Raw genomic sequence first — 12,770 nt, 5'->3', positions numbered from 1 at the left:
CCGCCGGAGAACAGGATCACCGGCCGCTCGAACTCCCCCGCCACCTCACGGAAGATGTGCACCGCCTCCGACTCCAGGCCGTCGAGGTGGGAGACCGTCACGGTGTCCCGGAACGGCCGGGCCGGGCTCTGCGTCAGGACCGTCATGCCAGGCCCCTCTCGGTCAGGAAGGCGTGCAGTTCGGCTGCGGTGTCCGCCACCGACCTGCCCTCGGTCCGCAGCCGCAGCTCCGGGGCCTTCGGCGTCTCGTAGGGGTCGTCGATGCCGGTGAGGCCGGTCAGCTCACCGGCCGCCTGCCTGGCGTACAGGCCCTTCACGTCCCGCACCGAGCACACCTCGACGGGGGTCGCCACATGCACCTCCAGGTACGGGGTGCCGTGTGCGGCATGGCGCTCGCGGACCGCGGCACGGGAGGCGGCGTACGGGGCGATGACCGGGGCCAGCACGAGCACGCCGTGGGAGGCGAGGGTCTGCGCCACGAAGCCGATCCGGGTCACGTTGGTGTGGCGGTCCGCACGGGTGAAGCCCAGTTCCTGGGAGAGGAACCGGCGGATCTCGTCGCCGTCGAGCACCTCGGCCCGGCGGCCGGTGGCGGCCAGCCGTTCGGCCACGGCGCGGGCCAGGGTGGTCTTGCCCGCGCTCGGCAGCCCGGTCAGCCACACGGTGGCGCCGCGCTCGCGGGTGGCGGCAGCGGTGGCTGCCTCCGCTGGGGCCCCGGCGGCCAGGGTGTGAGCTGTCGTCACGATGGTGGTCTCCTGAACGTGAGGTGACGTGCCGGAGGAAGAGGAAGAGGTCAGGCGGTGGCGAACCCGGCCAGGGTCCGGCCGAGGACGTCCATGTCGATCCGGTGCCAGGAGCCGGGCAGTTCCAGTGACCGGCCCTCGGGCAGCGCCGCCGCGGTCGCCCGGGCCGCCGCACGCAGCCAGTCGCTGGTGCCGGTGCTGTTGAGGACGAGCGCGGGGGTCCGGTAGCCGGCGAGCCGGTCGGCGGGGACCTCGCAGTCGCCGCAGATCGCCACGTCGTAGGCGAGCGTGTGGGCGTTCGCCTCGTTCACCGCCCAGATGGGGCCTTCACGCCACTGCGCGACCGTGTCGGGGGTCAGCCCCAGGAAGCTCCCGAGGAAGTACTCGACCGCCTCCTGACGCCGGTCCTCCTCCATGAGGACCCGCAGCGTCTTGGCGACGTTCCACGGGGGCTTGGGGAAGCCGTCGACGCGGTAGAACGGCTCGTGCAGCGCCAGCCTGGTGATCGGTGCGCCGGCGAGGGCCGCCTCGATCGCGAGGTTGGCCCCCGTCGATCCGGCGAACACCACGGCCTCGCCGCCGGCCTCCTCGATCACCGCCCGCAGGTCCTCGATCTCGCGCGCGACCGCGTACTGCGGGGCGTCCCCGCTCTGGCCGCGTCCGCGACGGTCGTAGACGTACGTGGTGCAGTGCGGCGCGAGTTCGGGCACGAGCGCGTCGAAGATGGTGTGGTCGCGGAACGACCCGTTGAGAAGCACGATCGGCGGGCCGTCACCCGCCTTCTCGTAGGCGATCGTGGTGCCGTCACGGGAAACGACCTTGCGCATACGCACTCCTCACGCCGAACGGAGGTGTCCTCACCTCCCCGCCTGGCGGCATCTTCGAGCGCTCCGCTGGACCACGGGTCGAGGAACGGTCGCAAGGCCCTGTACCCCCGACGTCGCGCAAGGCGTGACCGCGGGGCTCGCGCCCCCCGTGCGCGGCCCTCCCGCCCCGCGCCACCACCGTCCCGCGAGCGGGGCCACAGCCGGACTCCACCTGCGGGCCCTGTGATGACCGTGGCGAGAACGGACCCGACGGCGGCCGTCAGCGGTGCGTCAGGCTTCTGGCAGCGCACGCGGCGACAGTGAACCGGGCCCGTCCCGTCCTGCCGCCGAACACAGGGAGACCACATGAGCGACCGGGTCGAACTCGGTGAGGTGCGTGCCGCCCTCGTGTCGCTGCCCGGTGTGCGCGACGCGGCCGTCCACGCGGCCCGGCACGCCGCGGGCACCGTGCGCATCGTCGCCCACGTGGTGACGCGCACCCCGCCCGCCGAACTGCGCGCCGCCCTGCGGTCACGGCTGCCCTCCCACCTGGTTCCGGCCTGTCTCCACCGGGTGCCGCACATCCCCCTGCTGCCCGACGGCGCGGCCGACCGGCGTGCGCTGGCGGCGCTCACCGCGAAGGAACCGGAACCCCCGCCGGCGTCCCCGGCCCCGGCGACCCCCACGGCGTCGGCCTCCTCGGCTCCTTCGGACCCGTCGGCTCCCTGGGCCGCTTCCGCGAGCGTGCCGGTCACCGTCACCCCCCAGCAGCGCGCCGTGCTCCCGCACGCGCTCGCCCACCAGGGCACCGGCCGCTATGTGGAGCAACTGCACTGGCGCTGGCGGGGCCCGCTGGACACCGCCCTGTTCACCGCGGCCTGGCAGTCGGTGTTCGACCGCGAGGGCGTTCTGCGCGCCGCCTTCGACGGGGACGCCGAGCCCCGCCTGGTGCTGCACGAGGACGCCCGCGCGGAGGTCGTGCGCCACCCGGCCGGCTCCGTCGGCTTCGAGGAGCTGCGGGAGCGCGACCGGCTGCGCGGCTTCGACCTGCGCCGCCCGGGCCTGCTGCGGCTCACCCTCCTCGACGAACCCGGTCCGGCCGACGGCGGCCCGCCGTCCGTGCGGATCCTGCTCACCTTCCACACCGTCGTGCTGGACGGCTGGAGCGTGGCCGTCCTGCTCGACGAGTTCTACCGGGCCTACCTGGCCGGGGGCCGGCTGCCGGGCGGGGACCGGCGTCCCGACTGCCGGGACTACGCCCGCTGGCTCGCCGGCCAGGACACCGCGCCCGCCCGCGACTTCTGGTCCTCGGCGGCCCCCGGCGCCGCCGCCCTGGTGCTCCCCGCGGTCGAAGGGCCGGCCACCGGACTGACCGGTACCGGACGGGCCGAGGTCCGCCTCGGCGCCGGACCGGCCGGCCGGCTGCGCGCGTGGGCGGCGTCCTGTGCGGCCACCGAGGCCGGGGCGCTCCAGGCGGTGTGGGCGCTGCTGCTGTACCGGGCGGGCGCCCCCGCGGGGCCCGCCGTGGTGGGCTTCGGCGTCAGGGTCTCCGGCCGCGGCGTCGCCCTGGACTCCGTCGAGCGGCTGCCCGGCCTGCTGACGAACTCGCTGCCCATGGCCGTGCGGGTCGACCCCGCCGCGCCCATGGCCCGGCTGCTGGCCGACCTGCGCGACCAGGCACTGGAGCTGGCCGCCTACGAATGGGTGTCGCTGGGTCAGGTCCACGAGTGGAGCGGGCGCGGCACGGACGACGCCCTCGTGGAGAGCCTCGTCGCCTTCGAGCAGCAGCGACGCGGCTCCGCCACCCTGCGCTCCGCGCTCGCCGCCCGGGGCGTCGACGTCGACGCGCCCCGCTCGGCCGGCACGCACACCGTCCTCCCCGTGACCCTGTCGGCGCACCGCGACGCCGACGCCGGCCTCGTGCTGGCCGCCGTCCACGACCGCGCCCGGCTCGCCGACGACGACGCGGCGCGGCTGGTGCGCCAGTGCGCCCGGCTGCTGTGCGAACTGCCGGGCCTGGCGGGTGGGTCGGCGACCGTGTCGGACGCGCTGGCCGCGCTCGGCGACGAGCCGCCGGTGGGGATGGCCCCCGCGCCCGCGGCGACGGCCGCCGGCGAACCGACGTGAGGAGAGCACCGGCCATGACCCCTCGCCAGCGGCGCGACACCCCGCCCGGCGGCTGCGACGGGCCCGGCGGCCGCCCCGCCGCCCGGCGCCGTCCGGCCGGCCCGACGCACCCGGGCCGGCGGCCCGCTTCCCACGGCGGCGGGGGCGCGTGGTGAGCGCCGGACACCTCACCGTCTGCATCGTGGGAGCCGGGCCCCGCGGCCTGTCGGTGCTGGAGCGGATCTGCGCCAACGAACGGGCCGCCCCGTCGCCGCGCGGGGTGACGATCCATCTCGTGGACCCCTGCCCGCCCGGCGCCGGGCGCGTGTGGCGCACGGACCAGTCGCGGCTGCTGCTGATGAACACCGTGGCCTCCCAGGTGACGGTGTTCACCGACGACACGGTGGCGATGAAGGGGCCCGTGGAACGGGGGCCCGACCTGTACGAGTGGGCCCGCTCCGTCGTCCTGGCCGGGCCCGCGGGCCTCTTCGACGAGGCCACCCGCGCCGAGGCGGCGGCCCTGCATCCGGACGCCTACCCGACCCGCGCCTTCTACGGCAGCTACCTGCGGAACTGCTACCGGCGCATCGTGCGCGGGGCGCCCGCACACTGCCGTGTCGTCGAACACCGCACCCACGCCGTGGCGTTGCGGGACCAGGCGGAGCCGGGCGGCCCCCAGGTCCTCACCCTCGCCGACGGCGTGCGCCTGCGCGCCCTGGACGCGGTGATCCTCGCCCAGGGCCATGTGCCGCGCCGCCCTTCGGCCGAGGAGTCGGCCTGGTCCCGGGCGGCCGCGCGGCACGGGCTGACGTACATCGGTCCCGCCAACCCCGCCGACGTGGACCTGTCCGCCGTCCCGTCGGGGCAGGCCGTCCTCATGCGCGGGTTGGGGCTGAACTTCTTCGACGGCATGGCGCTGCTCACCCTCGGCCGCGGCGGCAGGTTCGTGCGGCGCTCGGGGCGGCTGGTCTACCTCCCCTCCGGGCGCGAGCCGCGGATCTACGCCGGCTCCCGGCGCGGCGTCCCCCACCACGCGCGCGGCGAGAACGAGAAGGGCCCCCACGGCCGGCACCGGCCCCGGGTGCTCACCCCCGAGGCCGTCGAGGCGCTGCGGCGCCGGCCGGGCGGGGAGCCGGTCCGTTTCCGCGCCGACCTGTGGCCGCTGATCGCGCTGGAGGTGGAGAGCGTCTACTACGAGACGCTGCTGCGCGCCGCAGGCCGCGCCCGGGAGGCGTCGGCGTTCGTGCCCGCCTTCCTCACGGCCGGCACGGGCACGGCCCGCGACCGCCTCCTCGACTCGTACGGCATCGGCCGCGCCGAGAGGTGGGACTGGGAACTCCTCGAGCGGCCCACCGCCGGCCGCCGGTTCTCCGGCCGCGCGGACTTCCGGCGGTGGCTGCTCGGCCACCTGGGCGAGGACATCCGGCAGGCCCGGGCCGGGAACGTCGGCGGCCCGCTCAAGGCCGCCCTCGACGTCCTGCGCGACCTGCGCAACGAGATACGCCTCGCGGTCGACCACGGCGGCCTGGACGGCGACTCCTACCGGGAGGAGCTGACCGGCTGGTACACGCCGCTCAACGCCTACCTGTCGATCGGTCCCCCCGTCTCGCGCATCGAGGAGCTGCGCGCGCTGATCGAGGCCGACGTGGTCCGTCCGCTGGGCCCCGGCACCCGGATCACGCTCGGCACGGACGGCGGCCGGCCCGCGTTCGTCGCCACGGCCGACGACATGGACGCGGCGCCGGTCCACGCGAGGGCGCTGATCGAGGCCCGGCTGCCGGAACCCGACCTGCACCGCACCGCGGACCCGCTGCTGCGCTATCTCCTCGTCACCGGCCAGGCGGCGCCCTACCGGATGCCGGCCGCCCGCGGAACCGGCTACGAGTCGGGCGGCCTCGCCGTCTCCGAGCGGCCGTACCACACCGTGGACATGCACGGCCGGGCCCACCCGCGCCGGTTCGCCTACGGCGTCCCGACGGAGTCCGTGCACTGGGTGACGGCGGCCGGCATCCGGCCGGGGGTCGACTCGGTGATCCTCGGCGACTCCGACGCCATCGCCCGCACGGTCCTGGGCCTCGGCGCCGCGCGTCTGCCCGTCGCCCTCGCCGGCGGTCCCCGCCTTCCCGGCCTTCCCGGCCTCCCCGCCGACCTGCTGGAGATGACGCCATGAACCGCCCGACGCCCGGCTTCGACGGCGGCCCGGACTGCGGGTTGTTCTCCCCCGTGCGGGCCGGGACGGCCGTGGAGGAAGCCGTCAGCGAGACGGCGTGGTTGCAGTGCATGCTGGACGCCGAGGCGGCGCTCGCGCGGGCGCAGGCCGCCCTGGGCACCGTCCCGGTGCGTGCCGCCGACGCCATCGCCCGCGCCGCCCGCGCCGAACGGTTCGACCCGCGCGCGCTGGCGCTCCAGGCCCGGGAGAGCGCCAACCCGGTCGTCGGGCTGGTGCGCGCCCTGACGGAGGCGGTGGCCGCCGACGACCCGCAGGCCGCCGAGTACGTGCACCGCGGCTCCACCAGCCAGGACGTGCTGGACACCGGCCTGATGATGATGTGCCGGCGGGCCCTGGACCTGATCCTCGGCGACCTGGACCGCACGGCCGCCGCCCTGGCCGCGCTGGCCGGCCGGCACCGCGGGACCGTCATGGCCGGCCGCACCCTCGCCCTGCACGCCGTCCCCACCACGTTCGGGCTCAAGGCGGCGGGCTGGCACCGGCTGGTGCGGGACGCCGCCGTCCGGATCGAGGCCGCCCGTGACGCGCTGCCGGCCTCCCTGGGCGGGGCAGCGGGCACGCTCGCCGGATATCTGGAGTTCGCCGGGCCGGGCGACGGCGCGACGACGACGCCCGGGGACTACCGGGAACGGCTCGTGGCCGCGTTCGCCGCCGAGACCGGGCTGGCCCGCCCCGCGCTGCCCTGGCACGCGCTGCGCACCCCGGTCGCGGACACCGCCGCGGCGCTCGCCTTCACCACCGGGGCGCTCGGCAAACTCGCCGCCGACGTACAGGTGCTGGTGCGCACGGAGATCGCGGAGGTCGCCGAGCCGGCGGTCGCGGGGCGGGGCGGTTCCTCCGCCATGCCCCACAAGCGCAACCCCGTGCTGTCCACCCTGATCCGCAGCGCCGCCCTCCAGGTGCCGCTGCTGACCGCGGGGCTGACCCAGTGCCTGGTCACCGAGGACGAACGCTCGGCCGGGGTCTGGCACGCCGAGTGGCTGCTGCTGCGCGAGGCGCTGCGGCTGACGGGCGGCGCCGCCGTGACGGCCGCCGAACTGGCCGGGGGTCTCACCCCCGACCCGGCCCGCATGCGCCGCAACCTCGACCTGACCGGCAGTCAGGTGGTCAGCGAACGTCTGGCGGCCCTGCTCGCCCCGAGGATCGGCAGGGCGCGCGCGCGAGACCTGCTGGCCGACGCCTCGCGCGCCGCCGACCGTGAGGGGCTCCCGCTGCTGGCGGTGCTGAGCGCCCTGCCCGAGGTGACCGCCCACCACAGCGCCGAAGAGCTGGAGCGCCTGCTCGACCCCACCGCCTACGTGGGCGCCGCCCCGGCCCTGACGGCCCACGCACTCACCCCGGCGACGACGCCGGCCCCGACCGCCCCGCCCACACCGCCGACCGCCCCGACGGCGGTGACCACAGCCCCCGCGGCCTCAGCGCCCGCGGCCTCAGCGCCCGCGGCCACGACGCCGACGGCCACCGCAGCGGCGGCCGTGCCGGAGGCGGTCGCAGCGCGCCCGGCACCCGCGCCGGCGCCGGTGAGGGCGGCCCCGCACTCCACGACGTGCGCGGTCTGAGAAACGGCGGCCGCCCGGCCCGCTCCGCCGTCGCACGACCGTGGCCGCCCGCAACGGGCCACCGTCCGCACGGTGTTCGCGCACATGGTTGATTCGAGTCTTCCTCCAGGCACGTCGGCGAGGCTCGGAAGCAGCCGATGCGCTCTTGCCCACGGCGGCCGAGGAGGTGCGAACACCATGCGGGATGGCTCGCCGGTCACGCTCTACTGCTTCGCGCACGCCGGCGCGGGCGTGTCCGGATTCGCGCACTGGCGCACCGGCGCCGGCCCCGGGGTGAGCACGGTCCCCGTGCTGCTGCCCGGCCGCGGCGTGCGGCGCCGTGAGCCCCGGGCGACCTCGCGCGAGGAACTGCTGGACGCGCTCCTCGAACCGCTCGCCGACCAGATCGCCGACGGCCGCCCGTACGTGCTGTACGGGCACAGCCTGGGCGGCGTCGTCGCCTACACCCTCGCCCGCGCCCTGACCGGCCGGGGGCTGCCCGCTCCCGCCTGTCTCGCCGTCGGTGCGAGCCCCCCGCCGCAGACCGCGGCGCCCGGCATCGAGGACGACCTGTCCGACGAGCGGCTGCTGCGGTTCGCGACCGATCTCGGCGCGGCGCCCGAGCGCGCCCTCGCCGCCCCCGGCAGCCTCTGGTACCGCCGGGTGGCGCCCCTGCTGCGGGACGACCTCAGACTCGCCCACGCGTTGCGCGCCGACGCGCTCGCCGACCCGGACGGCCCGCTCGCGGTTCCCGTCCTGGCCGTCGGCGGCCGCGACGACCCCGCCGTCGGCGCGCCGGCGATGGACGGCTGGGCCCGCTGGACCACCGGCCGGTTCGTCCGGCGCACGGTCCCCGGTGACCACTTCTTCTTCCGCGGCCCCCACGCGCCCCGGCTGATCGGGCGCGCCTGCCGCGTGGTGCGGCGCACCCGGCTCGTACCTGAGCTCATATCTGGAGGACAACTGTGAGGGACACACGATGAGGCGGGTCGTCATCACCGGCATCGGGGTCGTGGCCCCGGGCGGCGTGGGCACCCGCGCGTTCTGGGACACGCTGACCGCGGGCCGCACCGCCACGCGCGGCATCACCCTGTTCGACGCGAGCACGTTCCGCTCGCGCATCGCCGCCGAGGCGGACTTCGATCCGGTCGCCCACGGGATCGGCGCCGCCGACGCCGCCCGCCTCGACCGCGCCGCCCAGTTCGCCCTCGTCAGCGCCCGGGAGGCGGTGGAGGACAGCGGACTGACCGGCGTTCTGGACCCGGTGCGCACCGGTGTCACCCTCGGCAGCGCCGTCGGCTGCACCACCGGCCTCGACAACGAGTACGGCGTGGTCAGCGAGAACGGCAGCACCTGGGAGGTCGACCACACCCGGGCGGTCGCCCACCTCTTCGACTACTTCGTGCCCAGTTCCATGGCCGCCGAGGTGGCCCTCTCGGTCGGCGCCCAGGGCCCGGTCTCGCTGGTCTCCACCGGCTGCACCTCCGGCATCGACTCCGTCTGCCACGCCGTCGACCTGATCCGCGAGGGCAGCGCCGACGTGATGGTGACCGGTGCGACCGAGGCGCCGATCTCCCCGATCACGGTGGCCTGCTTCGACGCCATCAAGGCGACCAGCCCGCGCAACGACGAGCCGGAGACCGCCTCGCGGCCCTTCGACCGCTCCCGCAACGGCTTCGTGCTGGGCGAGGGTTCGGCCGTGCTGATCCTGGAGGAGTTCGAGCACGCCCGGCGGCGCGGCGCCCACGTGTACGCGGAGATCGCCGGGTTCGCCGGGCGCAGCAACGCCTATCACATGACCGGGCTGAAGTCGGACGGCGTGGAGATGGCCGAGGCGATCCGCGCGGCGCTCGACGAGGCCCGTCTGGACGCCACCGCCGTCGACTACATCAACGCGCACGGCTCGGGCACGAAGCAGAACGACCGGCACGAGACCGCCGCGTTCAAGCGCAGCCTCGGCGAGCACGCCTACCGGGTGCCCGTCAGCTCCATCAAGTCCATGATCGGCCACTCGCTCGGCGCGATCGGCTCGCTGGAGGTGGCCGCCAGCGCCCTGGCCATCGAGCACAACACCGTGCCGCCGACGGCCAACCTGCACGAGGCCGACCCGGCCTGCGACCTCGACTACACCCCGCTCACCGCGCGTGAGCAGCGCACCGACACCGTGCTCAGCGTCGGCAGCGGCTTCGGCGGCTTCCAGAGCGCCATCGTCCTGACCCGGCCGCGACTTCAGGAGGCGGCATGACCACAGCCACACTGGACCGTCCCGCAGTCCGGGCGGCCGTCCGGGCCGCTCTCGGCTCCGTCGTCACCGGCATCGGCGTCGTCGCCCCCAACGGGCTGGGCGCCGAGGCCTGGTGGGCGGCGACCCTGCGCGGCGAGTGCGGCATCCGCCCGGTGACGCGTTTCGACGCCTCGCGCTACCCGGTGCGCATCGCCGGGGAGGTCCCCGACTTCGTCGACGACGAGCACCTGCCCAGCCGGCTGCTGACGCAGACCGACCGGGTCACCCGGCTGTCGCTGGTCGCCGCCCAGGAGGCCCTCGACGACTGCGGCACCGGGCCCACGGCGCTGCCCGAGTACGGCGCCGGGGTGGTCACCGCCTCCTCCGCGGGCGGTTTCGAGTTCGGCCAGCGCGAGCTTCAGGCCCTGTGGTCCAAGGGCGGGCAGCACGTCAGCGCCTACCAGTCCTTCGCCTGGTTCTACGCGGTGAACACCGGCCAGATCTCCATCCGGCACGGGCTGCGCGGCTCCAGCGGGGTCGTCGTCTCCGAGCAGGCCGGCGGTCTGGACGCCGTCGCCCACGCCCGGCGTCAGATCCGCAAGGGCGCCCGGCTGATGGTGACCGGCGGCGTCGACTCGGCGCTGTGTCCGTGGGGCTGGGCCGCCCATCTCGCCGCCGGCGAGCTGAGCCCGGTGCCCGACCCGGCCCGTGCCTACCTGCCGTTCGACGCCGAGGCCTGCGGTCATGTGGTCGGCGAGGGCGGCGCGCTGTTCGTCCTGGAGAGCGAGGCCGCCGCCCGCGAGCGCGACGCCCGCGTGTACGGGGCGTTCACCGGGTACGCGGCCACCTTCGACGGCCCCGGCGTCCCGCGCCTGGGCGATGCCGCGCGGATGGCCCTGGAGGACGCGGGGGTGCGGCCCGAGGAGATCGACGTGGTGTTCGCCGACGCGGCCGGGGCGCGTGCCGCGGACCGGGCCGAGGCGGAGGCGCTGGCGGGCCTGTTCGGTCCGCGGGGCGTGCCGGTCACGGCGCCGAAGTCGATGACGGGACGGCTGCTGGCCGGGGGCGCTTCCCTGGACGTGGCCGCGGCGCTGCTGTCGCTGCGCGACCAGGTGATTCCGCCGACGACCGGGACCGCCCGGGCCGCCGCGGACTGCCCCGTCGATCTCGTCACCGCGCCCCGTGAGACGTCCCTGCGTCACGCTCTGGTCCTGGCCCGCGGCCGGGGCGGCTTCAACTCGGCGGCCGTGCTCAGCGCCGTCTGACCGGGCGGAACCGCCCACGGGCGGGCCCGCTCCCCGGGGCCGCCGGGACGACATCCCCCACGTCCCGGCGGCCCCGCCCCCCTCCCCCGCGTCGCACGGGCGTGATGGGCGGACCGACGCGAGCCGGCCCCGCGCAAGGGGCCCCTGCCTCAACGCCACCGCCGGCGCGGTCGGTCGACCTGCCGGCGGAGTGGTCTGCTCGCAAGGTGGGGTGCGCGCGGGATGGGCTGACGGGCTGTCGATGTGGGGTGAGCCGCTGGTGAAGGCGGCCCACAGGTGCGTGATGGCGGCCCGCTGATCTGAACGGGGGGGGACGGGCCGCTGATGTGAAGGGCTCAGGTGGTCCCCGGGGGGCCGGTGTCGTCGCGACCGCCGGCCGCCACGAGGTCGTCGAGCACGGCGGGCGTGGCCAGCCGGGGAAGCAGCAGCTGCCAGAACCTGGTGACCGTGCGGTGCGAGAGCCACTGCGGGTCCCGCCCGCCCAGGACCTCGAAGCCGGTGGTCGCCGCCACCACCGAGGACGTCACCTGCTCGGGCGTGACCTCGTTGAGCACGCCCTCGCAGTCGGCGCGCTTCAGCGCCCCCTCGACCCACTCGTGCCACTGGCGGTACAGGTCCCGGTCCCCCTGGTGGACCTGTTCCCGGCTCAGGTCGAAGCCCGCGCGCAGCACCACGTCCTCGCCGAGCCGGCGGGCCAGGTCGTGCGAGGTGTTCACCAGCAGTTGCAGGGCGTTGCCGACCGCGCCCTCGTGGGCCGCGACTATGTGGTCGAGCCGTTGCGAGGCGGCCTCCTCCACCGCGTCGGCCACACCGGCCTTGCTGGCGAAGTGGAAGTGGAGCGCTCCGTTGCTCACTCCGGCCAGCGAGCTGATCGCGGTGAGCGACGCCACGCTGAAGCCGTCCCGGTCGAAGACGGTGGCTGCCGCCTCGATCAGTGCCTCGCGGGTGCGCAGCGCTCGTTCTTGTCTGACCATTCAGGGTGCTCCGTTACTGCGGCGGGTTGCCGTGCTTGCGTGGGGGAAGGTCGGCCTGTTTGGTGCGCAGCATGGCCAGGGATCTGACGAGGACCTCGCGGGTCTCGGCGGGGTCGATGACGTCGTCGACCAGGCCGCGTTCGGCCGCGTAGTACGGGTGCATCAGCTCGGACTTGTACTCCTTGACCATGCGGGCCCGCATGGCCTCGGGATCGTCGGCCTGGGCGATCTGACGGCGGAAGATGACGTTCGCGGCGCCCTCGGCGCCCATGACGGCGATCTCGTTCGTCGGCCAGGCGTAGGTGAGGTCGGCCCCGATGGACTGGCTGTCCATGACGATGTAGGCGCCTCCGTAGGCCTTGCGCAGGATCAGCGAGATCCGGGGCACGGTCGCGTTGCAGTAGGCGTAGAGGAGTTTCGCGCCGTGGCGGATGATGCCGCCGTGCTCCTGGTCGACGCCGGGCAGGAAGCCGGGCACGTCCAGGAGGGTGATGATCGGGATGTTGAAGGCGTCGCACATCTGCACGAAGCGGGCGGCCTTCTCGCTGGCCTCGATGTCCAGGACGCCGGCGAGGGTCTGGGGCTGGTTGGCGACGATGCCGACGGCCTGGCCGTCGAGCCGGGCGAGGGCGCAGATGATGTTGCGGGCCCAGCGCTCGTGGACCTCGAGGTATTCGCCGTCGTCGACGATCTCCTCGATGACCCGGGTCATGTCGTAGGGCCGGTTGCCGTCGGCGGGGACCAGGTCCAGCAGGATCTCGGAGCGGCGGGTCTGCGGGTCGGCGCACGGCACCTGTGGGGGGAACTGCCGGTTGTTCTGCGGGAGGAGGGACAGCAGGTAGCGGACCTCGGCGATGCAGGTCTCCTCGTCGTCGTAGGCGAAGT

General features: G+C 75.5%; 10 protein-coding genes and 1 pseudogene. 6 read left to right on the top strand and 5 right to left on the bottom strand.

The window, feature by feature from the left end; all coding sequences use genetic code 11:
• The 3 genes and pseudogenes from KMS84_RS34805 to KMS84_RS34795 form a co-directional block, all read right to left on the bottom strand.
• Window positions 1–146 (bottom strand): annotated as a pseudogene (locus KMS84_RS34805) (sulfate adenylyltransferase subunit CysD); the annotation flags it as partial.
• Window positions 143–724, bottom strand: a complete 582-nt coding sequence (cysC, locus tag KMS84_RS34800; protein WP_256920532.1) for an adenylyl-sulfate kinase — start codon at window positions 722–724, stop codon at window positions 143–145. The pseudogene KMS84_RS34805 and the gene cysC, both read right to left, overlap by 4 nt.
• 68 nt (window positions 725–792) lie before the next feature.
• A complete protein-coding gene (locus KMS84_RS34795; RefSeq protein WP_256920531.1) occupies window positions 793–1,569 on the bottom strand; it encodes an alpha/beta fold hydrolase in 777 nt (258 codons plus the stop codon).
• 345 nt (window positions 1,570–1,914) lie between these two features.
• Between KMS84_RS34795 and KMS84_RS34790 the strand changes: the two genes are divergently transcribed.
• The 6 genes from KMS84_RS34790 (at window position 1,915) to KMS84_RS34765 (ending at window position 10,911) form a co-directional block, all read left to right on the top strand.
• On the top strand, window positions 1,915–3,675 hold the full coding sequence (locus KMS84_RS34790) for a condensation domain-containing protein (protein ID WP_256920530.1): 1,761 nt from the start codon (window positions 1,915–1,917) through the stop codon (window positions 3,673–3,675).
• Window positions 3,676–3,826: 151 nt separating this feature from the next.
• Window positions 3,827–5,824 (top strand): FAD/NAD(P)-binding protein, encoded by a 1,998-nt coding sequence (locus KMS84_RS34785; RefSeq protein WP_256920529.1) that lies wholly within the window; start codon window positions 3,827–3,829, stop codon window positions 5,822–5,824.
• Window positions 5,821–7,443 carry a nitrosuccinate lyase gene (locus KMS84_RS34780; RefSeq protein ID WP_256920528.1) on the top strand — a complete coding sequence of 541 codons (1,623 nt, stop codon included), beginning with the start codon at window positions 5,821–5,823 and terminating at the stop codon, window positions 7,441–7,443. Before KMS84_RS34785 ends, KMS84_RS34780 begins: the two co-directional genes overlap by 4 nt.
• A 177-nt stretch (window positions 7,444–7,620) precedes the next feature.
• Complete coding sequence (locus KMS84_RS34775; protein ID WP_256920527.1) at window positions 7,621–8,391, top strand: thioesterase II family protein; 771 nt, start codon at window positions 7,621–7,623, stop codon at window positions 8,389–8,391.
• A 10-nt stretch (window positions 8,392–8,401) separates the two neighbouring features.
• Window positions 8,402–9,667 (top strand): beta-ketoacyl-[acyl-carrier-protein] synthase family protein, encoded by a 1,266-nt coding sequence (locus tag KMS84_RS34770; protein WP_256920526.1) that lies wholly within the window; start codon window positions 8,402–8,404, stop codon window positions 9,665–9,667.
• Window positions 9,664–10,911, top strand: a complete 1,248-nt coding sequence (locus tag KMS84_RS34765; protein ID WP_256920525.1) for a ketosynthase chain-length factor — start codon at window positions 9,664–9,666, stop codon at window positions 10,909–10,911. Before KMS84_RS34770 ends, KMS84_RS34765 begins: the two co-directional genes overlap by 4 nt.
• Window positions 10,912–11,246: 335 nt before the next feature.
• Here KMS84_RS34765 and KMS84_RS34760 read toward each other — a convergent pair whose 3' ends face one another.
• Together KMS84_RS34760 and KMS84_RS34755 are read right to left on the bottom strand one after the other, a co-directional pair.
• Window positions 11,247–11,885: a ScbR family autoregulator-binding transcription factor gene (locus tag KMS84_RS34760; protein WP_256920524.1), complete on the bottom strand. Its 639-nt coding sequence runs from the start codon at window positions 11,883–11,885 to the stop codon at window positions 11,247–11,249.
• A 13-nt stretch (window positions 11,886–11,898) separates the two neighbouring features.
• On the bottom strand, window positions 11,899–12,770 hold an 872-nt coding region (locus KMS84_RS34755; protein WP_285894336.1), incomplete at its 5' end, for an acyl-CoA carboxylase subunit beta.

It is taken from the genome of Streptomyces hilarionis (assembly GCF_024539675.1).
In the GTDB taxonomy this organism is placed as follows: Bacteria; Actinomycetota; Actinomycetes; order Streptomycetales; family Streptomycetaceae; genus Streptomyces; species Streptomyces hilarionis.
Note: the sequence above shows the minus strand (reverse complement) of the source record. Positions and strands in the feature narration are given on the sequence as shown.